This window comes from Halalkalibacter sp. HAAS-P014, assembly GCF_056619965.1.
This window is the reverse complement of the sequence record NZ_JBWQTV010000010.1, coordinates 43,348-65,914: the sequence shown is the minus strand read 5'-3', so window position 1 is coordinate 65,914 and position 22,567 is coordinate 43,348. Positions and strand designations below refer to the sequence as shown.

Below are 22,567 nucleotides of genomic sequence, written 5' to 3'. Positions count from 1 at the left end.
ATATATGAATGTTTTAAGTATATGTGAAGTTGTGAGAATCCAAAAACTAATAAGCTCAATGCTTGAAAGCTAGTACGTTTCCATGTAAAGTATTACTATAAGTTTTAAAGCGACTTGAAATAAAAGAAGTGAGGACTTATTTATGAATAAGAGTGTTGCTGTTGTAACAGATAGTACAGCCTATTTACCTAAAGAGCTTCGTGACGAATTGTCGATTGAGATGGTGCCTTTAAATGTAGTGTTTGGGGTAGAATCATATCGTGAAGAGATTGATTTTACAACAGAGGAGTTTTATGAGGAAATGAGCTCGGCGGCAAAGCTCCCAACAACATCTCAACCAGCGATTGGTGAGTTTGTTACATTATTTGAGCGTCTTGCAAAGGAAGGGTACAAACAAGTTGTCACAATCCACTTATCGAGTGAGATCAGTGGCACGTATCAATCAGCTGTCAGTGCAGGTGAGATGGTTGAAGGCATTGAAGTCATTGGCTTTGATTCGGAAGTTAGCTGTTCTCCTCAAGGGTATTATGTTATGGAAGCAGCGAAAATGGCCAATGCAGGTGCCGATGCAGATGCGATTATTAAGACATTAACAGAATTAAAAAAAGTGCTAAGAGCCTATTTTATGGTCGATGATTTAAACCACTTACATCGTGGGGGGAGACTTTCGAGTGCGCAGCTTGTTGTCGGTAATCTCCTGAAAATCAAACCGATTCTTCACTTTGAGGAAGGCAAAATTGTTCCTTTTGAAAAAGTAAGAACGGAGAAGAAAGCATTAGCACGTATTCTCACTTTACTTGAAGAAGATACAAGCAAAGGTGGCGAATTTATCGCTACAGTTATTCATGCTAACAATGCAGAAGGAGCAGAGAAATTAGCTGCAACTGTCAAAGAACGATTTGATAATGTAACAGTTGATATAAGCTACTTCGGGCCAGTTATTGGAACGCATCTAGGTGCTGGTAGCCTCGGCTTAGGTTGGCATAAGAAATTATCATAATTAATACTCTACAACGAGCGTGTCATCATGAGAATTGATGCCATGCTTTTTCTTTTAAAACTTACAAAGTGAGGTGCCCCGCTTGAACATGTCCTCTCAACTCGAGACCTTAGCTCAACACTTACAAGGAAAACGACTCCTTCGCTCTGAAATCTCATTCCCAGAAGAACTGATGAAAGTTGCACTCCATGCTAACGCTCTCAAGGTAGAACCAGGCATTCAACAAAATGGTCGAAGCCTCATTTGTAGAAGGTGTGGAAATGATGACTTAACCTTATTTGGAGAACACAGATGTGCACGCTGCAAGAAGAGTTGTTCCTATTGTCGCCACTGTTTATCTTTAGGGAAGGTTAGTAGTTGTCAAATGTTATATAGCTGGAACGGACCACAACTTCCCCCTCCCAAAATTGCGAATAGTTTGCACTGGAACGGTGAGCTCTCTCCAGGACAGGAAAAAGCATCGGCAGCAGTCAGGCAGGCGATTAGTACTCAGCAAGAGCTACTAATCTGGGCTGTTTGTGGCGCAGGAAAAACAGAGGTGTTGTTCAAAGGGTTAGAGGATGCCTTTTCGCAAGGCAAAAGAGTGATGATCGCCACCCCTCGTACTGATGTGGTGAAAGAACTACACCCACGTCTTGCTGCAAGCTTTCCACAGATTACCCTAACTTCTTTATACGGTGGTAGTAAAAATCGTTTGCCGGATGCCCAGCTTGTTCTTGCGACGACTCATCAAGCGATGCGTTTTTATAAAGCGATTGATGTCATGATTATCGATGAAGTCGATGCCTTCCCCTATACCTTTGATGAAAGCCTTCAATATGCAGTTACCCAAGCGAAAACTCAATCAGCTTCAACAATTTATTTAAGTGCCACACCGTCTTTAGCACTTCAAAAGAGAAAAGACGTCACGATCATCAAAATTCCAAAACGGTTTCACGGACATCCCCTACCTGTACCACGTTTTTCATGGATAGGTAACTGGCAAAAGAAGTTAGCGAGCGATAAACTATCGCGAAACGTATTGACGTGGATTCAGGAAAAGATCTCAAGCAAAAAACAAATGCTTTTATTTGTACCTTCCATTTCGCTCCTCGCGCAAGTGTCAAAACGACTAACTGCAAATTCCATCGCGCATGCTTCAACCCATTCGGCTGATCCTAATCGACACGAGGCCGTGCAAGCCTTTCGAGATAAAAAAATATCCCTGATGGTCACAACAACGATTCTTGAACGTGGTGTTACATTTTCGGATGTTCAGGTGGCCGTACTTGGAGCTGAAAATGATGTGTTTACAGAAGCTGCTCTTGTCCAAATTGCCGGACGGGTTGGTCGAAAAGCTGAAGCGCCAACAGGGGACATCGTTTTCTTTCATTACGGAATCTCGCAAGCAATGAGAGCTGCAAAAGTCCATATAGAGAACATGAATAAAGAAGGTGGATTTAAATGAAACGATGTTTGGCGTGCCATGAGAAATTTTATGAGCAAGCAGGCTGGAGAAGGATATTCCTTGTTGAGCAACCTTCTACTCTTTGTAACAGATGTGAAACTCAGTTAGTAAAAATTGAAGGTACACGTTGTTCCATGTGTTCGCGTGGTCTTTCTCAACTTCACTCGTCTTATGTAAAGGATAATATGTGCTTAGACTGTTGGAGATGGGAGGAGAATGCAACATGCGCCGGTTTGCTTGAACGGAATGTCTCGCTTTATGAATACAATACTTTTTTGAAGGAATGGATTGCAACATTTAAGTTTCGTGGTGATGCGATCATTGCAAGCTTTTTTGCTGAGAAATTAGCACGAATTTATCGTGAACAGTTCATTACGTATACACCCGTTGCGATGCCATTAAGTGAAGAGCGTCTTGTTGCAAGAGGGTTTAACCAAGCGAGTTTACTACTAGAAGGTTGGGCAGAAGATCAATCAATGTTAATCAGGACTTCAGGTGAAAAGCAAAGCAAGAAGAATCGTAAGGAAAGAATAAAGCAGATGGCTCAAACTCCCTTTCTCGTCAAAAATGAGACGCATGTAAAAGGGCGTAACCTTCTACTTGTTGATGACGTGTATACGACAGGAACAACAGTAAGACAGGCAGCACGTGTGTTAAAGGAAAAAGGAGCGAACAAAGTAGCCTCTATGACAATAGCGAGATAAAGTGTTGTTTTTCTTTAGCTGACTGACAAGCTCTTAGGGTTTCGCTATAATGAGTTTAGGGGGGAGATTCGATGAAAAATGTAGAGAATTGCCCGAAATGTGGGCAGATCTTTGTTAAGGCTTTGCGATCAATTTGTCAGCACTGTTATAAAGAGCAAGAAGAGAATTTTGAAAAGGTCTCAAAGTTTATGAGGCGAAAAGCAAACAGAATGGCATCCATTCGCGAAGTACATGAAGAAACAGAAGTACCACTTGAACAGATTCACCAGTTTGTTCGAGAAGGTCGATTATTAGTTTCGCAATTTCCAAATTTAGGGTACCCGTGTGAATCATGTGGGGATATGATCCAAGAAGGTCGGATTTGTACTAACTGCAGAACAAATATTGCAGGAGGTCTAGAAAAGGCCGATAAGGAAAAGGAATTTGATCTTCGAAAAGCTGATGCTAAGCGCAAGGAACGTTCAGTAGGCAGTACGTATCATTCATTAAATGAACGATTTACTAAAAAGTAGTTAACAAAACGGACAAATGTGCCGATATAAGAGCAAAAGGAAGCAATACCAGGGGCGGAGCGCTTTTAGAACATAGGCTTGTCCGCCTTTTAAATAGCTTAGAATATAAAGAAAGGAGAGGTGTGATTTTATGAAAATCAACCCGTATCAATCTGTCCAACAAAATCCCTATAGAAAGCAAATTGATAAAATGGAAAGTACAGCTAATGTTTCTGCAAAGCGAGATAAAGTTGAGATCTCATCGGAAGCAATGCAAATGCAACAAGGGACGAAAATAGAGCAGGAACGTAGTGAGAAAATCGAAGCTCTAAAGAAAAAAATAGAAGCTGGTGAATATAGGGTCGATGCACAAGCAGTAGCGAATAAGTTTTATGAGTATTGGAATGAGTAAAAAATTTGAGGAGGATGGGTATGTCAATCGTAGCAATCACACAGTTAATTGAACGTTTACTTGAAATTCACGAAGCATTAATAGACATAGCCATTCAAAAAGTTGAACCGATTAAAAAAGGCGATATTAAAGCTCTAGAGAAACTTGTTCGTGAAGAGTCGAAGCTAGCTCATAAATTGCAAACAACCGAAATACTCCGAACAAAAGTGGTAAGAACCTTTTTAGTCGAAAAGGGAGAGGTAAAAGAAGACGCAACGTTGTCCGATATTAAAAACTATGCAACTGATGTTGAGGGAAATCAATTAAATGAGCTGCAAAATAAACTGGTCAAGTTGGTTGTGGAACTGAAAAAACAAAACGAACTTAATCAATCTCTTATTGAAGAATCGTTGCGGTTTGTGAACCTCTCTCTAGATTTAATGATGCCGAACAAAGAAGATATAAGTTACAACCCAAAGGAGCGCGACGAGAGGCCAATAGGAGGCGCTCATTCGCTTTTTGATTCAAAAGCGTAAAAGAAACGGAGGATCCACCCAATGCAATCAACGTTCCACGGATTAGAAACAGCAAGACGTGCGATGATGACACAACAATACGCACTTCATACAACCGGACATAATATAGCGAATGCCAATACACCTGGATACACTAGGCAGCGAGTGAATTTTAGCCAAACAGAGCCTTACCCAGCAATCGGACGAAATGCCCCACGTATTCCAGGTCATATCGGTACAGGAGTAGAAGCAGGTTCGATCCAACGTGTACGTGAAAGTTTTCTTGATATACAGTATCGAAATGAAAACAACAAAGTTGGCTTTTGGGATGCGCAATTTAAGGCTCTTGAGAAAATGGAAGATATCTTAAATGAGCCATCAGAACAAGGATTAAGCAGGCAAATTGATATGTTTTGGATGGCTCTTCAAGACCTTACAGTTGATCCTGAAGACGCAGGTGCTCGTTCAGTCGTGCGTCAGAGGGCCGTCGCAGTTTCTGAAACGTTTAACTTCATGAATGATTCCCTAACAGCGATTCAAAACGATTACCGTAATGAAATTAACGTGACGCAAAATGAGGTAAATGCGATTTTACAACGATTAGAAGGCGTGAATCAACAAATTCGTGAAACAGAACCTCATGGATATGTGACAAATGATCTTTATGATGAGCAGGATCGCTTGCTTGATGAGTTATCACGTATCGTTAATATTAGTGTCGAACGAGAAAAGAGCAAAGGGCAGCCGAATCCTGCTGCAGAAGGAGCTGTGACAGTTACACTAGTGGACGATAAAGGGACTCCACTCGAATCAAATGGAGCTCCTATTAAGCTAGTCGATGGTTTGGGAGAAGAACCCACAAAGAAATTTAATTTATCTTATGGCACTGACGGTAATTACGTAAATGGAATGACAGTAACAACGGTTGATGGGGATCCAGTGGCAACAATTGATTTAGAGACCATACCTCGTGGTGAAATGAAAGCTTTAATTTCTGCATATGGATACGCTGATAACAACGGAAATATTATCGGGCTCTATCCGGACATGCTAAAAAACCTAGATGATATGGCGTTTGCGTTTGCAAACGAAGTGAATCAAACTCATCAAATTGGGTTTACACTGCCTGCATCAGATGGGTCTGTTTCCTTAGGTGGACTATTCTTTGATCTTGGAACAACAACTGCAGATGGCGAAGGTGCTGCAAGCCAAATGAAAATCCATAACAATATCCAATCAAGTTTAAATAATATTGCAGCAAGTGGCCTTAATACAGACGCAATTGTAGAACAGCAAAGACAACAGTATCAAGATTTGTTAAATGCACCATTTAGTGATACGTATTATACAGATATTCTAGCTTTCTATGGAAATGACGCTAACTTTATTGAAGGGGCACCAAGAGCCTTTGCTGGTGACGGAAGTAATGCGAAGCGATTAGCAGATGTCAAAGACTTGACGCTAGCGTTTGGGGATGAGACAGCTACCATAAGTAGCTTCTATCAAGGAGTTATAGGTCAAATGGCTGTTGATACATCTGAGGCCGGACGAATGTTAGCGAGCAATGAAGCATTGCGTGAGAGTGTAGATTATCGCAGACAATCTGTAAGTAATGTTTCCCTTGATGAAGAAATGACGATGATGATTCAGTATCAGCATGCCTACAATGCTGCTGCAAGAAATATTACAATGGTCGATGAAATGCTAGAGCGTATCATTAACGGTATGGGCGTAGTCGGCAGGTAAGAAAGATAGGTGAACCTATATGCGAGTGACACAAATGATGCTATCGCAGAGCTCATTAAGACATATTAGCCAAGGTTATGAACGGTTAGGAACGATTCAAGATCAATTAGCAAGTGGGAAGAAAATAACAAGAGCTTCACAAGATCCAGTTGTAGCAATGAAAGGGATGCGTTACCGGACGCAAGTCACAGAAGTTGAACAGTTCAAACGGAATATCGGTGAAGTATACAATTGGATGGATACGACCGATACGGCATTGGACCAAGGAACACAAGCTCTTGTACGTATTCGTGAATTAGCAACACAAGCTGCTAATGACTCTTATAATCCAGAAGAACGTGGCAATATTGCAAAAGAAATTATGCAGCTTCGTGAGCATTTAGAAGCAATTGCTAATTCTAAAAATAGCAATAAATATATTTTTAACGGAACAAATACGACAACGGCCCCTGTACAAGATGGTGTCGTATCGACCAACTCTCAGCCAGTTGAGGTGGAGTTATTAAAAGGGGTATCCGTTCAAGTTAATATCAATCCAGAGAACGTTTTTAATAATGAACTATTTAATGATCTCAAAGATCTAGAAGCTGCTTTGCAAGATGAAACTACGAGTGGTGAAGATATCACTAGCTTTGTCGATACGGTATTTGGGCACATAAATAACTTTGTTGCTGAACGCGCTGAACTTGGAGCCCGGTTAAATCGAGTGGAAATGATGGAAAATCGTTTAATGGAACAAGAAGTTATTGCAAATCGAATCATGTCTGATAACGAAGATGCCGATATGGAAAAAGTGATTATTGATTTGATGACACAAGAAAGCGTCCATCGCGCAGCTCTAGCAACAAGTGCTAGAATTATTCAACCGACACTAATGGACTTTTTAAGATAAAAGAAGAGTGAGTAGGGGGAGAGAAGATGCAAGTACCGTCAATAGACATTCAACAGTCCAGCGCCTATATCGGACTTCGCTCAAATCGCCCTCATTTGCAAATTCGTCAAAAAAATCCAGATTTGTTGTTAAACCAAAAGCATGCAGGTTTGATTGAAATTAGTAAATCAGCTGCAAAAATGCACATCGACCAAACAGAGGCATTTGCCGATGCAAATCTTGTACCTGCTCTAAGACAAAACCTAGAGTATCTTTCAAGTGGAAGAAGAAAAGCAGCCGAGTTTATTACAAGGACAGCACAACAAGGCGATCAAATGATGCGAATTGAGAATGGAACAGGTGCAATCCCCCGAATTTTAAAAACGAACAGCGAACGTCCAGAAAAACAAGTGAGTCTAGTGAATATGCCACGTTCGATGGACCGTGTTGATTTTCACTATCAACCTAGTGAAGTTACAACACATGCTCATGATCAACCACTGGGCATTCAAGTTCATACAAAAGACGTGCAGATAGAGATTCCAAGATGGCAAACAGAAGCCTACCTTCAACAAAAGAATCATATTTCCTTCACTGTCACTGGTGGAAATATTAATATTGGTTTATAGAGAAAGAAGTCGTAATGGCTTCTTTTTCTATTTTCAAGGAAATAACTAACATCTTTCCCGGGAAATCGACAAAGGTGTAAGGAAATATTGTAATAATAATGGAAGCTTGAGTAGAAAATTGTGTTTTTAAACAATTTAGTTAACTGTAATGAGTTCTCCTAAAGCGATTGATTTTGTTATGTTACAATGACAATAATAAATAGCACGTATAGTAAGGGAAAAGGTGAGTGAACAATGCAAATCCAAACAAAGTATCAAGGGACAATCGACATACATAAAGATCGTGTAATTGAGTTTGAAAAGGGAATTCCAGCTTTTGAAGAGGAAACATCATTTGTACTCTTACCATTTGAAGAAGGTACTCCTTTTTTTGTATTGCAATCAACAAAAACACAAGAAGTCGCCTTCATATTGGTGAATCCATTTGACTTTGTACCAGGCTATCAAGTCAAACTTCCTGACTCACTTATCGATGCATTGGAAATCGATAAGCAAGAAGATGTTGCAACATTTGTTATGCTAACGGTGAAAGAACCATTTAATGAAACAACAGCTAATCTTCAAGGACCAGTCATCATCAATGCTGTAAAGCAAAAAGGAAAGCAATTATTGATAAGTGATAGCGACTATCAAACAAAACACCCTATCTTTAAAGAGGTTGTTGTTACAAAGGGGGATAAGTAATGCTTGTCCTTTCAAGAAAGATCCAAGAAGCGATCCAAATCGGTGACGACATTGAACTTAAAATTATTGCTATAGAAGGCGATCAAGTTAAGATTGGAATAAATGCACCGAAAAATATCGAGATTCACCGTAAAGAAATATATCTGGCTATCCAAGAAGAAAACAGTGCAGCAGCACAAACGGTTTCTGTAGATGTGTTAAAAGGTTTTTTAAAAGATGGAAAATAACATAAGGTAGGCCGAGAAACTAACATGGGTTCTCGGCTTTTTTGTATGGGCTAATAATGAGAGAGAAGCCGTCGGAACCGAAAAGAAACCGGCCGGAATACGAGGAGAAGTGGCCGGAAAAAAAGGACCGGCCGGAAACAGAGAGAAAGTGGCCGGAAAGAAGAGAGAAGCCGCCGGAACTGAAAAGAAACCGGCCGGAATACGAGGAGAAGTGGCCGGAAAAAAAGGACCGGCCGGAAACAGAGAGAAAGTGGCCGGAAAGAAGAGAGAAGTCGCCGGAACTGAAAAGAAACCGGCCGGAATACGAGGAGAAGTGGCCGGAAAAAAAGGGACCGGCCGGAAACAGAAAGAAAGTGGCCGGAAAGAAGAGAGAAGCCGCCGGAACCGAAAAGGAACCGGCCGGAATACGAGGAGAAGTGGCCGGAAAAAAAGGGACCGGCCGGAAACAGAAAGAAAGTGGCCGGAAAGAAGAGAGAAGCCGCCGGAACCGAAAGGGAACCGGCCGGAATGCGAGGAGAAGTGGCCGGAAAAAAAGGAACCGGCCGGAAATGGAGTGACTATGACCGGAACCCGAGCAAGACCGGCCGGAAAAACCGCTCCAAACTAAAGAAGGCTGTTCCCTAGATCAATCCCACTAGCCCTAAGGAACGGTCTTTTTCTTATTGGATCATTAATGTGTGATCTATATTACATTACCAAGATATAAAACTTAGTAAACTATAAAGAAAAAGAAGTCTTTTTGTATGGTAAGCGTATACAAATGGGTGAAAAATAAACAATTCAAAGGGGAAGCACAAATGACATTAAAACTTAAGTTGATTAGTACCTTTTTAATCGTACTGATCATACCGTCACTAGTAATTGGTATTACGTCGTACCAATCGGCAGAACGTACGTTAGGACAGCAGATGATGAAAGATGCAATGGAGAATTCGAATATTGTCAGTCAAAAAGTGGATGATCTAATCTCTAGTAAAATGGCTGATGTTGATTTTTTATCAAAATTGATTAACGAAGATTTATATGATGGGTGGGAAAGCCCTGAAGTTCGACAAATTCTAAATGATTATGTAGAGAATCATACTGAGTTAGATTTTGCTTATTTAGGAACAGAAGAAGAAGGAGAAATGATTCGTGAACCTAATCCCGGACCAGAGAATGAAGGGTTTGATCCACGCACACGCCCATGGTATGAAGGAGCAATGAAGGATGTAGAGGCAGTAAGTATTACAGATCCGTATATTGCCATCTCGACTGGAGGGATGGTTATAACCTTTTCTAAAGCAACAAGTGATCAATCAGGAGTTATTGGATTACAGATGGACTTATCGGAGTTTCAAAACATTATTTCTAGTATAGCAATTGGTGACGAAGGTTTTGTTTTTATTTTAGATGAAAACAATGTGCCGATTGTGCACCCGGATTTAGAGGCAGGAGAGCCGATGGAAGAAGACTGGGGAGCATACTTGACCAGTGGTAATAATGGTCAATTTGACTATGTCAACGAAAGTGGACAAAAGATGAGAAGTACCTTTGTCACGAACGAATTAACAGGCTGGAAAGTTGGAAGCACCATAAGTGCTGAGGAAATTCAACGTAGTGCGGCTCCAATTTTCACATTCACTCTTATTGTTATCATCATCTCTATTATCATAGGAGCGATTCTGATCTGGTTCGTGATTAAATCGATTATAAAACCGTTAAAAGAAATGAAAGTGGTTTCAGAAAAGGTGAGTGACGGTGATTTATCTCAGTTTGTAACTAGTAGCTCAAACGATGAGATTGGAAAGCTCGGACAAGCGTTTAATAACATGACATCAAGACTTCGAGATGTTGTAGGGAACGTGCGACAAGCATCAAATGATATGGCTGCTATATCCCAAGAGTTAGCAGCATCTTCTGAAGAAATCACAGCGGGTGCTGAAGATATAGCAAAAAACACTCAACAGGTAGCTAATGATGCTGATACTGGGACTCGTGCAACAATTGAAGCGAAGAATGTGTTACTTGAGCTCTCTTCACTTATTCAAAAGGCCAAAGAAAAATCAGTTTCAGCGACAAATAGTTCGAAATTAACGCTAGAAACTGCTTCTGAAGGAAGAACGACAGTAGATGAGACAATGACGAGAATGGAGAATATTAAAGAAAAAACAGAAGAAACAGAAGAAATGATGAAAGTTTTAGATAAGCACTCAAAAGAAATTGGACTGATTACAGAAACAATTACCCAACTCGCGGATCAAACGAATTTATTAGCCTTAAATGCAGCGATTGAAGCAGCAAGAGCCGGAGAAGCTGGAAAGGGATTTGCTGTAGTAGCTGATGAAGTGAGAAAGTTGGCAGAGCAATCAAATCGCGGTGCGAGTCAAGTTTCCAATTTAGTTACTAAAATTATGGAGAGTACTAAGGGGGCCGTTGAGGTAACACAAAAAAGTCGTTTAGAAGTTGAAAGAGGAGTTGTCTCTGTCACAAAAGCTGGTACTGCATTGGAAAATATACTGGAGGCCATTGGAACGACAGTCTCGGATATAGACGAGATAAGCAATATCACAGATTCTGAGGTAGCGACATCGGAAAAAATCGTGGAACTAATCCAGTCACTTGCTACAGTTATCGAAAATACAGCGACGAACGCAGAAGAAGTAGCAGCAGCAACACAAGAAGCAACAGCATCATTGGATACGGTAGCAGCAAGTGCTGAAGAGACAAGTGAATATGCAAATGAATTAAAAAACACGGTAGATGTATTTAAACTATAGTTATTAGAACAACTTACAATAAAAGCTAGGTAAGTTCTAGAGTAAGTGATTTCAGCAACCCTAAACTTTGCTACTTCCACAGCCTCTAATGTTAGAGATTGTGGAAGTTTTACATTGTATGGAAAGCACTAGTGAAGGTTAAGAGGATTGAATAGACGTTCTACCTTATAAGGAATTAGTAGTGTATACAAGGTTGTCCTTCCTACTATTAGTAAACATATACAGAACAATAAAACCTAGAAAAAGAAATGAAGTTATGTCGAAATTAGGAAATTTGTAGTATGATATTATCAGGATTAAAGTCTAGTATATGTGAGTGTTGTTTAGTGAGTTTTATAGAACCTATTAATCAAATGACGGAGGTACTATTATGCTATATACAAATGATCAGTCGAATACGATAATCAACCACTTGTCAAACGGTGTATTCAACTCGATTAAAAATGTCGTTCCTTTGACTACTCAATTAGGAACTTCTGCGTTAATGACAGATCCATTACGCTTGAATTTTGCTGTTGTTGTTGGGATCACAGGAGATTTTACAGGTAAGTTGGTATTAGCCGGAGAAACGAAGGTTTTCTCAACGATAGGTGAAACCATGTTTGGTATGCCAATAAATGGAGAGATGCTCCCATCTTTTAGTGGAGAACTTGGAAATTTGATTGCCGGTGGAATGTCAACACTGATTGTCGAGCAAGGTGTTAAAACTGACATTACGGCGCCCATGATCATGGAAGGTGACACCCTTCTCAGTGGATACAAAAAAGCGAGTCTTATGCCTGTTACATTTGAAAATGCAGGGGACCTGAACGTGTATTTATTAGTTGATTAATGACCGGTATATATTTTAAAAAACTTGGAGTGTAGAAGATGGCAAAAATATTAGTAACAGATGACGCAGCATTTATGAGAATGCAATTAAAGGATATCTTGGGTAAACTTGGTCACGAGGTTGTCGGTGAAGCGGCAAGTGGAATGGAATCGATTCAAAAATATGAGGAGCTGAAGCCCGACTTAGTGACAATGGATATTACAATGCCAGAAATGGATGGTGTCGAAGCTCTAAAAGAAATAAAGAAACGTGATCCAAATGCCACGGTTGTGATGTGCTCAGCTATGGGACAACAAGGAATGGTTGTTGAGGCTATACAAGCTGGGGCGAAAGACTTTATCGTTAAACCATTTACACCTGATCGAATTGGCGATGCATTAGAAAGATTATTATAATAAATTTTTACATAAGGTTTGTAGGTGGTATATATGAGAATGATCGAGATTGAAGACTATCAGGAGCATTGCATGCAATTAGCGAAGCCAGTTTGTGATTCGAAGAGGCGTGTCTTATTAGGAGTCGGTTCTACCATTCATCCAAAGTATAAAGAGAAATTAATACAATTTGGGATTAAGTATTTATTCATTGAAGATGCAAAATCAAAAGGGATATCGTTAGAAGAGATGTTGGATATGCCAACATGGCTGGAGCATATTTCTGTAGTTGAAACAGCATTTAAGGAAGTGGAATTGAACCTACCTTTACCAGTACAAGCCATTCAAAAAGTGGTTAAAAAGCTAATAGACGAAGTTCGAAAACGTAATGCGATTATGCTTATTCCGACATCAGCCGTTGATCAAAAGTTATTCCTTTTTGCTCATTCTGTAAATGTCACATTGATTGCCTTACAAATTGGGAAAAAGTTAGGTTATACGTATACACAGCTGAATGATCTTGGAGTGGGTTGTTTATTGCATGATATTGGAAAGGCAAAACCAATGAAAAAGGAAGAGCATCCTGAGGCTGGATTCAACATCATTAGAAGAAATCGTGAAATTAGTTTGGTCTCGGCCCATGTAGCTTATCAACATCATGAAACGAACAATGGACTAGGATATCCTAGAAAGCTAATGGGAGAACAGGTATTAGAGTTTGCGCAAATTTGCAGTGTTGCTAATGACTATGATCATTTGGTTTCTGAAGAAGGAGTCTTGCCGCATGAAGCGATCGAGAAAATCATGACTTTCTCTGAAACAAAATACCCTCACCATGTTGTTTTAGCCTTTAGCCACGCGATTATAAGTTATCCTCCAGGTACGAACGTTCAATTAAATTTAGGAAGCAAAGGAAAAGGCATCGTTACGAGAGTATTTTCCAATCCACATCGTCCGATTGTACGACTGTTTGAATTAAATAGGGAAATCGATCTTAATTATCAACCAACGATTTTCATAGAATCTATTTTAAAAGAGGAACGTAACGTACCATTGTAGTAAAAATAATCACAACATCAAGGAAGGCATATATGAAAAATTTAATCATAGGTTTGTTAACTGTAGTTGTTATTAGTTTATCAGGCGTTATTATCTTTCAAAATATTAATTCGTCCGATGCTTCATCTAATGAATTACGTACACTAGAAGATCGAGTCTTTCATACAGATAAGCTCGTTACAACCATTCAAAACAAAAGCCATATACAAATTGCATTTGCTATTGAGACAGACTCCAGAACTACGAAAAGGGAATTAAAGAATGCATTCCCACTTGTTGAAAGCAAATTGATTCTTCATCTTTCATCATTAGATAAACATTCAATTCAACAAGAAGGTGGCTTTGAAAAACTTGAAGCAAATGTTAAGGAAGAAATAAGCCCATTTTTAACAAAGGGGAAAATTGAACAAGTGTATATAACTGAAAAGGTAATGCAATAGATGAGAGTAATTTTCCGTTATGTACAAACATAAAAACACCTCCAACTCAAACTAAATGATTTGAGGCTGGAGGTGTTTTTATTATTTAAATCTGAAATCTTTTAACGGTTTCTTGAAGTTCTTCGGCCATTTTTGAAAGCATTTCAGCCGAAGCTGATATTTCCTCCATTGTAGCGGTCTGTTGTTCTGCAGATGCTGCGACATTTTGTGAGTAGGACGAGGAACTTTCGGCTATTGTAGAGGCTTCATTAATTGACTCAAGCATCGAACCGGTACCAATCGCGATTTGTTGGATCGCAACTGACACTTCATCAATTTGCGTAACAATTTCACTAATGGAATGAGAAATCCCTTTAAATTCATTACCGGCCTCTTCTACGTAGACAAGCCCTTTTTTCACAGTATCCTCGCCTTCAGCCATTGTAGATACCGATAACTGAATGTCACGTTGGATATCTTTGATCAATGTGCTAACTTGACTGGCTGATTGATTGGATTGTTCAGCTAATTTACGAACTTCATCGGCAACAACGGCAAATCCTCTTCCATGCTCACCTGCGCGAGCTGCTTCTATCGCAGCGTTTAATGCTAACAGGTTTGTTTGATCGGAGACGTCCGTAATCATAGAAATGATCGTGCCGATTTCCTTTGACTTCTCCTCTAAATTTCGTATCACGTTTGAAGCTGCTGTTGCCGAGCTGCTAATGGTGCTCATTTGACTCACCGTTCTTCCAACGACCTCAACCCCATTTTGTGATTTTTGTTGTGCTACATTTGTAGCTTCAGTCACGGATTGAATAGACTGTGAAATTTGTTCAATTCCAACCGATATTTCATTAGCTTTATCATTGGCAATCATCGTGCTTTCAAGTTGCTTTTCTGCTCCAGAAGCGACTGATTGTATCGATTCTGTGATTTGATCACCTGCTTTAGCTGATTCATTTGCGCTAGCATTTAATTGTTCGGATGAAGCAGCTACTTGCTCTGAATTTGACTGAATTTGAGCGATCATTCCACGAAGGTTATCACTCATTATGTTGAAGGATTCATTTAAATGATAAATTTCATCTTCGCTTTTCAAGGTCATTTTTTTGACTGCTAAGTTCCCAGAAGCGACTTGTTTGGCTACTTCTTGCAAGCGAATAATGGGTTTTGCAATAATATTGGATACTAAGACTCCACTTACAATTGCAATTAAAAAGGCCAGCGCACTAACTATAATCGCAATAAAAATGGCAGTCTGCGCTCCTCGGTTCGTCTCTGTTTGATTTTGTTCAAGATATTCCCCGAGTTGATTGGTAAAGTCACGAGATAAGGTGCTCATCTCTTCACTAAGACTAACAACATTTAAATTAGCCATTTGAATCCCAGCTTCTAGATCTGTCCTAGCAACATCGATAGAGCGCTCAGCTGCCTCGAGAAAATCTTTATTGATCGTTTCTAAAGTATCAAAATAAGCAACGACTTCTTCTGCTTCTGTGTATTGTCTCGCTTGTTCGAGTAACGAGTTAATTTGATTATTTTGTTCCCTTAATTGATCAAAGTGACTTTCCTCTCTGTAAAGTAAAAACCCTCTAAGTTCACTTGTCTGATTGCTAACGAGCGTATCAACTTCTTGTGAAATCGATTGCAGACTAACGACGTTATCTAGCAAGTCGGTATAGGAATTGTTCGTTTGCTTAAGCGAGACATACGAAACGATGCTCGCAACAGCAAATAACAGGGAGATGATTAAATAGCTTGTAAATAATTTCTTTCTTAATGTAAGTTTCATTGATGCTTCCTCCAATAGGGTCTTAGAAAATGTCTTTTGATAATAGATCTAAAGGTATATGTATAACTACTACTAAACTCCCCCTTAATTAAATGGTCAGAATTTAAAAAGGCTATCTCTTAGCAATAGAGATAGCAAAAGGAATTCTATCAGTTCCTGCAGAGTGAATTTTTCACAAATTTGTGAAACTTTATACTCCTTGATTATATACTAGTATATTACTATTTTCAAACAAGTACTAATTTAGTAGCCTCAATCAATAGGAACAGATTCCTATTGAATATTGCTCCTATGATAGCAAAAGGCTCATGGAGAAAAGAAATATCCTTTATAAAAGGAGTCAAGTCCTAATCTCACCTTTGTATGTTATGTGGAAAATAAGAACACGCGCTGATTCACGGAAATGGATTTTTAGTGGAAAATAAAGTAACAAGATTAAGAAAAAAGAAAAGGAATAACTTGCCACTTAAGTCCTACAAAAGCGAAACGATATAAATAATAAATAGAACCTTCGATACTGGCAAACTTATTGAAAAATAAGGACGCAAAGCTATGGGTCTAAGGCTGCTTGCAGCTATGATCGCCTGGTTTCCGAAAAGGTTGGATTTTTAGAGTATGGGGAGATGGCGATCATCTATTACCCATTATTTTACAAGCCCTCCTTTTGGTGGGCTTGTTTTTTATTGGCATAATGCAGCGAAGTTTTTAATGAGGAATGAAAAATCTATCAAAGGAGGGGCATTCATTGAAACGGTTTCTAGATAAGGTTTTTAAAGATACGACGATCGCTACTCAGATGGGTGCACCATCTCTTGCATCAGATATTTCCTATACGGAAATGAGCTATATGGTAAAAAGAGGATTTCTTGCCCGAAAGTTAAGTCAGTACTTGCACTTCCATGATGATGTGGGCGATGCGTTATTTTATCTGTCTTTATCAAAGCCATCCTTTTTGAGCAAGAATTCACCAAAGAGTAATGAGTACTTACTCTATTTAAGTGAGAAGATGCTAGCTTGGAATGAGCAAAATCAAAATGTCTCAAGTCAAATTAAAAAGCTAGATGTTCGTGACGATCTTCAAAATGCAATGTTAAAAGTCTATGCAATGCATCGACAGGACTTGTTTTCATCAACAAATATGGTCATGAAACAAGAGCCAACTGTGGAAAAGGAAGAGGTTTCAGATGAGGAAAAAACTTGGTCCGTTTACCGGGATGTCATTTATGCTGCGACTCAAGGTCAGTTTTTGCTTATTAAAGAAGAGGAAGTAAGCAGCTATGTATCGGGTTCTGTGCTTTGTGAAGGAATGGTGAAAGAACGTTCGGACATTCCTATTTGCCGGAATCAAGCGAAAGAGATGCTAGAACAAAAGGTTGATAATCAAGCAACAATGATGAGTTGGCTACTCGTGTTGTCTGAAGCGATTACAAACACGATCAAACACGCAGAACAAGGTACGATGACAATCGTTGAAGATGAAGAGACGAACGAGATCCGTTTTATCATTGCTGATCGTGGGCCAGGGTTTCCTCTGAAAGACTTGCCGAACAATACACTATTAGCTGGTTACTCATCGAAACGATCAATGGGACAAGGGTTTACGTTAATGATGAAAATGACAAAACAAGTGATTTTGTCTACTTCAGAAAGGGGATCGACTCTCATCTTAACGTTTGATTGGAAAGAAGCACGGACGCAAAGTGCTGGGTAATAGACTGATGACTGGAGGAACATGATGAAACAAAATCAGATGATGATGCAGCTACTAAAAAAAATTGGGTTCTACGTAGGAGGAATTACGATTTTCACGTTTATCGTAGGCTCTTACTTTTTAAATGGAAGGATGGAAGAACTACAAGAGGATCAACTCAACCATGTGACGAGCACCGTTCTTCATGCGATGGAATCGACACAAGAATCGGTTGAGACGATTGAAAATATGATCGAACAACAATTGTATTTATCCTCTAAGGGGATTATGTCAGAGTTGCGAGGAAGGCAAGTAGAAGAGATTAGCCAAGAAGAATTGAGAGAACTCGCCGATCGGTGGGATGTTGAAGAAATTTCGCTATGGGAGAGGATTGATGATGATATCGTCGTGACCGGATCCTCTGATGAGACGCAGCTTCAGATGGGCTCAAAAGATTGGGGCTACTGGTTTACAGCATTTGATCAATTAATGTCAGAAGAAGAAGTAACAGTAGAGGAAGGGTTTAGTCTAGAGAATTATTGGGTCGGCCCGATCTCAAGGGCTGAGTTGTTTGAGCATCTATACTATAAATTTGGTTACTACTATGACGGTACGACAGACTTTATGATCAACCCTTACATACTAGATGAAGAAATATACAATGTCACCTTTCAAGCTGGGCCAACGCAAATGATTGAAAAAATAACGAAAGAAGACAGTACGATCCACGAGATTGCTGTCATGAATGTACCGGCTTGGTTAAAGGGAGATGAAAATGACATCATTGAACCTGATATTGATCTGCCTATCTTATATGGTAGCAATCAACTTGAACGCGAAGAAGATGAAGCGCTATTAGAACAAGTTCAAAACAGCGCACAAAGCGAAAGCATCATGTTCAAAGAAAATGGGGTTAGCTACAAAAAAGTGTATAAAGCACTACCAAATGACCGTGTAATGACAGTTGTGCTTGACTTGACGAAACAAAAACAGACCGAAAATCAACTTTTGTTCTTGTTTGTAGGTGGACTATTCGTTATCTCACTAGCGTTATTTATCATCATTCGTCTTATCGTTAAAAGGCAATTGCAGCCATTAAATGAGATTGTTACCCATATTCAAGATGTCGCTGGTGGAGACTTAACGAATGAACTAGTAATCAATGAAAAAAATGAACTAGATTGGCTTGCTGAGAACATTAATGAGATGACGAAGCGTTTCAACCAACTGATTACGGGTGTAAAAGAAGAATCGAATTCGTTAGTTATTGTCTCAAGTGTCCTTTCTAAGCAAGTATACTCATCGATCCAGACGATGGGGGAAACATCGACGGCGATAACAGCTGAATCAAAAGATCTTTTAAATGAAATCGAGATCTCCTTAGAGAAAATCCTGCGTTTTTCTAACTCGATGGAAGATGAGCAGACGGAAAGCGCGCTTCTTTTACAAGCACCATTACGCGAGATTATTGAAAAGATAATCAATCTAGAAAAAATGGTGAAAGGTCATTCGGTTGATGTGACAGAGATTACCCTTATGTTCCATGACACTTTACATGAACTAAAGGAAGCGCTGCACCAAATGGACCAATTATCAATGGAGTTAAACAATAAAATCACCTTCTTTAAAGTAAAAGATGACCAATAGGAAATAAGAAAGGAACTAAAAAATGAACTTACATGTTGAAAAAGAAATAAACGGTTCAACGATGAAACTGATGATTAGCGGCATAATGGATATTTCCACAACAAATAGGGTTGATCCTTATCTTGAGAGTATTGCTGATGATATTACCTTGTTAGTGCTAGATTTTTCTCAGTTAGAATTTTTGGATTCAACAGGAATTGGTTCCATTATTAACGCCATTCATCTATCACAAGAAAAGCAGTTTAAGATCGTCCTCCAAGGAGTGAATGACTTAACACACCAAGTGTTTGAAATGGTTGGGTTATATCAAATTTTAGAAGCAGTTCAAGGGGAGGTCATTTGATGTATTTTGATGGGCTTTCGGTACCTAAGCATACGATAAAGGAAATTGACAAAACATTGCAACGGGAAATTAACCTTGCTAAAAACATTCAAGCGACATTATTAAATGGCAACACACCGACAATTGATAATGGCGAAGTGATCGGTTCATCCCTTCCAGCAAGGCTAATTGGTGGAGATTATTATGACTTTTATCCACTTGCTAACGGAAAAATTCGTATCGTCATAGGCGATGTGATGGGAAAGGGAATTCCAGCAGCAATGCTGATGATCTTAACGAGAGGAGCCTTTCGTACTGCTGCTGAAAGCACGTCTGGACCTGGTGCAACACTAACAGCAATGAATCAAGCGCTATATGCAGATTTGCGCAAATTAAAATCATTTGTAACGTTGTTTTGTGCCGATTGGGATCCTGAAACCGAGGTGTTGACCTATTCAAATGCTGGTCATAATATGCCTCTACATATCAATGGGGCTAAACGGGATGTCACTCTTCTTCCAAAGGCAAAAGGGATAATGGTTGGGGGCCTGCCGAATCAAGTTTATCGCGAAGAAACGATATCACTAAAAAAGAATGATACAGTCTTTTTTTACACAGATGGAATCGTTGAAGCGCAAAATCCACATGGAGAACAATATCAATTAGAACGCTTAACCGAAACATTAGGGGAACATCAAGACAGTGATGTAGGAGAAATCGAGAAAAGTGTCATTGATTCCGTTCATGCTTTCATGGATGGAGCAGCGCAAAAAGATGATATTACGATGGTTGTTTTGAAACTGACGTACGAGAGATCAGATATTACGAGCTTAAATTCACCAGTATTTCACGAGTAGGTGGGGGTCAATATGCAATCAATTGTGTCGAAAGGAAAAAGCATCTCAGAAGCGATTAATTTAGGGCTAACATTATTAGAGACGACGAAAAAAGAAGTGAACATTGAAATCATCCAATATAATGCCAAAGGATTTCTCGGCATTCGCACAAAAGAAGCGATCGTAAAGTTGACGAAGCGAGAAAGTCAACATGACCAAGTACAAACAGCTCTTGAGGTAACAGATGAAATGGCATTACTTGAGCAAGCAATCGAGAGCATCCCTGATGAAAAGATAACGATCAAAGAGCATGACTTCCAGAATGTAACAAGGGAAGAGAAGAAATCAGAAACGATGATGGGGAAGGTATGGGTGGAAAACGGACAATTGCACTGCCAATCGTCTCCAAACCATTTTCCGATGGTGACAGTAACAGAAGGAATCAAACTGAAAAAGAACCAACAACTCGTAACAGAAAAAACAACCGTTGTTTCAGAAAGTGATCAATGGGAATTAGAAGTTACAGATGAAGAAAAAGAAACAAAATGGAAAGTCTCGATGGACCAACATAAATTAAAGGTCCTCTTGCACGTCGAGCCAGGTTATACAATCACTCGCACGATCCAAGATATCGTGCCGGATCAGCATATTAAACTAGCTATCAATGAGGTTAAAGAGGTCTGTAATAACATAAGTTACACAACCATCATTGAAAAACTCGAAGAACTTAGAGTTAAGCATGGATTTAATCAAGATGAGATCGTCAAAGCAATCGAAACAACGGAACGGGGAACGTTTGAAATTGCAACGGGGATGGAACCGAAACAAGGCAAAGATGGTTGGATCGAAGTGAAAGTAGAAACGGATTTGAAAGTAGGGCTTAAAGAAAAAGAAGATGGCCGGATCGATTACCGTGAAAGCAAATCGATCCCAACGTGTGAAAGAGGGCAGGTCATCGCCATTGTTCATCCACCAATCCCAGGCCAAATTGGTTCAACCGTCACGAATGAACCTTTGCCTGCAAAACAAACATTTCCGGTTAAGCTTCTTCTTGGAAAAGGAGTTTCCCTAGTTGATGACAAGATTGTCGCAACTGAACATGGACGCCCACAAGTCGAGAAACGAGGATTGCTAGTGAAAGTCTCAATCATGGAAAAACTAACACATGGTCGTGATGTAGATTTAGAATCGGGCAATATTCATTTCATCGGTGATGTCGAAGTGTTAGGGAAAGTCGAAGAAGGGATGAAGATTGAGGCAGCCGGCGATATTACGGTACGTAAAGGAATAAATCGCGCCACTCTTACAGCATCAGGAGCAATTATGTCACACGGCAACATCATCAGTTCGAAATTATCAGCAGGAAAAAATAACATGCTTGTAGCTGAATTAGGCCAAATACTTGGTATTTTGCATAAGCATACCGAAAACATCATTGGTGTCGTCAATCAGTTAACGAACTCTCCTGCCTTTAAGAACAATGATTTTACAACAAAAGGCTTACAACCATTAATACGAATTTTATTAGAGAAGAAATTTCAGACCTTCCCTCCACTTGCGAAGAAATATGTTGAAGTGCTCAGGAAAGGTGAGGACTATTTAGATGATGAGGAATGGAGAAATGTTGCAACCCAATTAACACGATTGTTCCTCTCATTATCAAATGAGCTCGTAACAATCGAGAAAGTTAAAGGCATATCAACAAAAATGAAAGAGCTACATGAGCTCAGTCAAACACCTGTTGAACCAGACTCCTATATGATTGTTCCAAATGCTTCAAACAGTGAGCTCTTTTGCAGTGGAGATATTGAAATTAGTGGACAAGGGTGTGTCAATACGAAGGTTCATGCAGGTGGATATGCAAGGATTAACGGGGTGGTCCGAGGTGGAGAAGTATATGGCCGGCAAGGAGCAATCATTAAAGAAGTAGGTTCCGAAGTTGGTACACCAACGGTTATCGCAACTTCTTTTGATCAACAGATCATCATCGGAAAAGCAATGGAAGGAACAGCGATTAAAATTGGAAACGTTAAACATGTGTTTACCGAAACGAAGCATGATGTATATGCAACTCTTGATCGGGAAAACCGGATTGTTTTTAAATAAGACCACGCACTACTTTGAGGGGG

At 39.5% G+C, this 22,567-nt stretch carries 23 protein-coding genes and 1 riboswitch; of the genes, 22 read left to right on the top strand and 1 reads right to left on the bottom strand.

The window, feature by feature from the left end; genetic code table 11:
* The first annotated feature begins 142 nt into the window (after positions 1 to 142).
* The 17 genes from AC1FXZ_RS07965 to AC1FXZ_RS07885 all read left to right on the top strand — a co-directional run bounded on the left by AC1FXZ_RS07965 (position 143) and on the right by AC1FXZ_RS07885 (position 14,169).
* The gene (locus tag AC1FXZ_RS07965) at positions 143 to 1,000 is read left to right on the top strand and encodes a DegV family protein (RefSeq protein WP_480052346.1); all 858 of its coding nucleotides are present in this window, start codon (positions 143 to 145) and stop codon (positions 998 to 1,000) included.
* A 364-nt stretch (positions 1,001 to 1,364) separates the two neighbouring features.
* On the top strand, positions 1,365 to 2,447 hold the full coding sequence (locus AC1FXZ_RS07960) for an ATP-dependent helicase ComFA (RefSeq protein WP_480052344.1): 1,083 nt from the start codon (positions 1,365 to 1,367) through the stop codon (positions 2,445 to 2,447).
* Complete coding sequence (locus tag AC1FXZ_RS07955; RefSeq protein ID WP_480052342.1) at positions 2,444 to 3,151, top strand: ComF family protein; 708 nt, start codon at positions 2,444 to 2,446, stop codon at positions 3,149 to 3,151. Before AC1FXZ_RS07960 ends, AC1FXZ_RS07955 begins: the two co-directional genes overlap by 4 nt.
* Positions 3,152 to 3,222: 71 nt before the next feature.
* On the top strand, positions 3,223 to 3,663 hold the full coding sequence (locus AC1FXZ_RS07950; RefSeq protein WP_480052340.1) for a TIGR03826 family flagellar region protein: 441 nt from the start codon (positions 3,223 to 3,225) through the stop codon (positions 3,661 to 3,663).
* Between the two features lie 130 nt (positions 3,664 to 3,793).
* Positions 3,794 to 4,054 (top strand): flagellar biosynthesis anti-sigma factor FlgM, encoded by a 261-nt coding sequence (flgM, locus tag AC1FXZ_RS07945; protein ID WP_480052338.1) that lies wholly within the window; start codon positions 3,794 to 3,796, stop codon positions 4,052 to 4,054.
* 20 nt (positions 4,055 to 4,074) lie between these two features.
* Positions 4,075 to 4,569 carry a flagellar protein FlgN gene (locus AC1FXZ_RS07940; RefSeq protein ID WP_480052336.1) on the top strand — a complete coding sequence of 165 codons (495 nt, stop codon included), beginning with the start codon at positions 4,075 to 4,077 and terminating at the stop codon, positions 4,567 to 4,569.
* Positions 4,570 to 4,590: 21 nt separating this feature from the next.
* Entirely contained in the window at positions 4,591 to 6,294 is a 1,704-nt protein-coding gene (flgK, locus tag AC1FXZ_RS07935) for a flagellar hook-associated protein FlgK (protein ID WP_480052334.1), read from the top strand.
* Positions 6,295 to 6,313: 19 nt separating this feature from the next.
* Positions 6,314 to 7,186 (top strand): flagellar hook-associated protein FlgL, encoded by an 873-nt coding sequence (flgL, locus tag AC1FXZ_RS07930; protein ID WP_480052332.1) that lies wholly within the window; start codon positions 6,314 to 6,316, stop codon positions 7,184 to 7,186.
* Positions 7,187 to 7,212: 26 nt separating this feature from the next.
* Positions 7,213 to 7,794 carry a DUF6470 family protein gene (locus tag AC1FXZ_RS07925; RefSeq protein WP_480052330.1) on the top strand — a complete coding sequence of 194 codons (582 nt, stop codon included), beginning with the start codon at positions 7,213 to 7,215 and terminating at the stop codon, positions 7,792 to 7,794.
* Between the two features lie 234 nt (positions 7,795 to 8,028).
* Positions 8,029 to 8,478, top strand: a complete 450-nt coding sequence (gene fliW / locus AC1FXZ_RS07920) for a flagellar assembly protein FliW (protein ID WP_480052328.1) — start codon at positions 8,029 to 8,031, stop codon at positions 8,476 to 8,478.
* Positions 8,478 to 8,705: a carbon storage regulator CsrA gene (csrA, locus tag AC1FXZ_RS07915; RefSeq protein WP_480052326.1), complete on the top strand. Its 228-nt coding sequence runs from the start codon at positions 8,478 to 8,480 to the stop codon at positions 8,703 to 8,705. Before fliW ends, csrA begins: the two co-directional genes overlap by 1 nt.
* A gap of 56 nt (positions 8,706 to 8,761) precedes the next feature.
* A complete protein-coding gene (locus AC1FXZ_RS07910) occupies positions 8,762 to 9,262 on the top strand; it encodes a hypothetical protein (protein WP_480052324.1) in 501 nt (166 codons plus the stop codon).
* Positions 9,263 to 9,502: 240 nt separating this feature from the next.
* Positions 9,503 to 11,464 carry a methyl-accepting chemotaxis protein gene (locus AC1FXZ_RS07905; RefSeq protein ID WP_480052322.1) on the top strand — a complete coding sequence of 654 codons (1,962 nt, stop codon included), beginning with the start codon at positions 9,503 to 9,505 and terminating at the stop codon, positions 11,462 to 11,464.
* A gap of 370 nt (positions 11,465 to 11,834) precedes the next feature.
* Entirely contained in the window at positions 11,835 to 12,296 is a 462-nt protein-coding gene (locus AC1FXZ_RS07900) for a chemotaxis protein CheX (RefSeq protein WP_480052320.1), read from the top strand.
* Positions 12,297 to 12,334: 38 nt separating this feature from the next.
* On the top strand, positions 12,335 to 12,691 hold the full coding sequence (locus tag AC1FXZ_RS07895; protein ID WP_480052318.1) for a response regulator: 357 nt from the start codon (positions 12,335 to 12,337) through the stop codon (positions 12,689 to 12,691).
* Positions 12,692 to 12,724: 33 nt separating this feature from the next.
* Positions 12,725 to 13,729 (top strand): HD-GYP domain-containing protein, encoded by a 1,005-nt coding sequence (locus AC1FXZ_RS07890; protein WP_480052316.1) that lies wholly within the window; start codon positions 12,725 to 12,727, stop codon positions 13,727 to 13,729.
* A gap of 32 nt (positions 13,730 to 13,761) precedes the next feature.
* Entirely contained in the window at positions 13,762 to 14,169 is a 408-nt protein-coding gene (locus AC1FXZ_RS07885; protein ID WP_480052314.1) for a flagellar basal body-associated FliL family protein, read from the top strand.
* Between the two features lie 85 nt (positions 14,170 to 14,254).
* On the opposite strand, the gene AC1FXZ_RS07880 is transcribed toward AC1FXZ_RS07885, so the two are convergent.
* On the bottom strand, positions 14,255 to 15,943 hold the full coding sequence (locus tag AC1FXZ_RS07880) for a methyl-accepting chemotaxis protein (RefSeq protein WP_480052312.1): 1,689 nt from the start codon (positions 15,941 to 15,943) through the stop codon (positions 14,255 to 14,257).
* A gap of 509 nt (positions 15,944 to 16,452) precedes the next feature.
* Positions 16,453 to 16,539, top strand: a riboswitch (cyclic di-GMP riboswitch).
* Between the two features lie 149 nt (positions 16,540 to 16,688).
* Here AC1FXZ_RS07880 and AC1FXZ_RS07875 point away from each other — a divergent pair.
* Genes AC1FXZ_RS07875 through AC1FXZ_RS07855 form a run of 5 tightly spaced genes read left to right on the top strand, consistent with a single transcriptional unit; the run spans position 16,689 to position 22,544 of the window.
* The gene (locus AC1FXZ_RS07875) at positions 16,689 to 17,654 is read left to right on the top strand and encodes an ATP-binding protein (RefSeq protein ID WP_480052310.1); all 966 of its coding nucleotides are present in this window, start codon (positions 16,689 to 16,691) and stop codon (positions 17,652 to 17,654) included.
* 24 nt (positions 17,655 to 17,678) lie between these two features.
* Positions 17,679 to 19,280 (top strand): HAMP domain-containing protein, encoded by a 1,602-nt coding sequence (locus AC1FXZ_RS07870; protein WP_480052308.1) that lies wholly within the window; start codon positions 17,679 to 17,681, stop codon positions 19,278 to 19,280.
* 22 nt (positions 19,281 to 19,302) lie between these two features.
* On the top strand, positions 19,303 to 19,623 hold the full coding sequence (locus AC1FXZ_RS07865) for an STAS domain-containing protein (protein ID WP_480052306.1): 321 nt from the start codon (positions 19,303 to 19,305) through the stop codon (positions 19,621 to 19,623).
* Positions 19,623 to 20,459 carry a PP2C family protein-serine/threonine phosphatase gene (locus tag AC1FXZ_RS07860; RefSeq protein ID WP_480052304.1) on the top strand — a complete coding sequence of 279 codons (837 nt, stop codon included), beginning with the start codon at positions 19,623 to 19,625 and terminating at the stop codon, positions 20,457 to 20,459. The genes AC1FXZ_RS07865 and AC1FXZ_RS07860 overlap by 1 nt, the downstream gene beginning before the upstream one ends.
* Before the next feature lie 12 nt (positions 20,460 to 20,471).
* Complete coding sequence (locus AC1FXZ_RS07855) at positions 20,472 to 22,544, top strand: flagellar assembly protein A (protein ID WP_480052302.1); 2,073 nt, start codon at positions 20,472 to 20,474, stop codon at positions 22,542 to 22,544.
* Positions 22,545 to 22,567 lie beyond the last annotated feature (23 nt).

Excerpts from the sequence above, each read along its gene's own strand:
- AC1FXZ_RS07865 (WP_480052306.1), top strand. The coding sequence starts at position 19,303 with ATGAACTTACATGTTGAAAAAGAAATAAACGGTTCAACGATGAAACTG.
- AC1FXZ_RS07860 (WP_480052304.1), top strand. The coding sequence starts at position 19,623 with ATGTATTTTGATGGGCTTTCGGTACCTAAGCATACGATAAAGGAAATT.
- AC1FXZ_RS07925 (WP_480052330.1), top strand. The coding sequence starts at position 7,213 with ATGCAAGTACCGTCAATAGACATTCAACAGTCCAGCGCCTATATCGGA.
- AC1FXZ_RS07870 (WP_480052308.1), top strand. The coding sequence starts at position 17,679 with ATGAAACAAAATCAGATGATGATGCAGCTACTAAAAAAAATTGGGTTC.
- AC1FXZ_RS07950 (WP_480052340.1), top strand. The coding sequence starts at position 3,223 with ATGAAAAATGTAGAGAATTGCCCGAAATGTGGGCAGATCTTTGTTAAG.
- flgK (WP_480052334.1), top strand. The coding sequence starts at position 4,591 with ATGCAATCAACGTTCCACGGATTAGAAACAGCAAGACGTGCGATGATG.
- AC1FXZ_RS07895 (WP_480052318.1), top strand. The coding sequence starts at position 12,335 with ATGGCAAAAATATTAGTAACAGATGACGCAGCATTTATGAGAATGCAA.
- AC1FXZ_RS07940 (WP_480052336.1), top strand. The coding sequence starts at position 4,075 with ATGTCAATCGTAGCAATCACACAGTTAATTGAACGTTTACTTGAAATT.
- flgL (WP_480052332.1), top strand. The coding sequence starts at position 6,314 with ATGCGAGTGACACAAATGATGCTATCGCAGAGCTCATTAAGACATATT.
- fliW (WP_480052328.1), top strand. The coding sequence starts at position 8,029 with ATGCAAATCCAAACAAAGTATCAAGGGACAATCGACATACATAAAGAT.
- csrA (WP_480052326.1), top strand. The coding sequence starts at position 8,478 with ATGCTTGTCCTTTCAAGAAAGATCCAAGAAGCGATCCAAATCGGTGAC.
- AC1FXZ_RS07885 (WP_480052314.1), top strand. The coding sequence starts at position 13,762 with ATGAAAAATTTAATCATAGGTTTGTTAACTGTAGTTGTTATTAGTTTA.
- AC1FXZ_RS07905 (WP_480052322.1), top strand. The coding sequence starts at position 9,503 with ATGACATTAAAACTTAAGTTGATTAGTACCTTTTTAATCGTACTGATC.
- AC1FXZ_RS07900 (WP_480052320.1), top strand. The coding sequence starts at position 11,835 with ATGCTATATACAAATGATCAGTCGAATACGATAATCAACCACTTGTCA.
- flgM (WP_480052338.1), top strand. The coding sequence starts at position 3,794 with ATGAAAATCAACCCGTATCAATCTGTCCAACAAAATCCCTATAGAAAG.
- AC1FXZ_RS07910 (WP_480052324.1), top strand. The coding sequence starts at position 8,762 with ATGAGAGAGAAGCCGTCGGAACCGAAAAGAAACCGGCCGGAATACGAG.
- AC1FXZ_RS07880 (WP_480052312.1), bottom strand. The coding sequence starts at position 15,943 with ATGAAACTTACATTAAGAAAGAAATTATTTACAAGCTATTTAATCATC.
- AC1FXZ_RS07955 (WP_480052342.1), top strand. The coding sequence starts at position 2,444 with ATGAAACGATGTTTGGCGTGCCATGAGAAATTTTATGAGCAAGCAGGC.
- AC1FXZ_RS07960 (WP_480052344.1), top strand. The coding sequence starts at position 1,365 with ATGTTATATAGCTGGAACGGACCACAACTTCCCCCTCCCAAAATTGCG.
- AC1FXZ_RS07855 (WP_480052302.1), top strand. The coding sequence starts at position 20,472 with ATGCAATCAATTGTGTCGAAAGGAAAAAGCATCTCAGAAGCGATTAAT.
- AC1FXZ_RS07890 (WP_480052316.1), top strand. The coding sequence starts at position 12,725 with ATGAGAATGATCGAGATTGAAGACTATCAGGAGCATTGCATGCAATTA.
- AC1FXZ_RS07965 (WP_480052346.1), top strand. The coding sequence starts at position 143 with ATGAATAAGAGTGTTGCTGTTGTAACAGATAGTACAGCCTATTTACCT.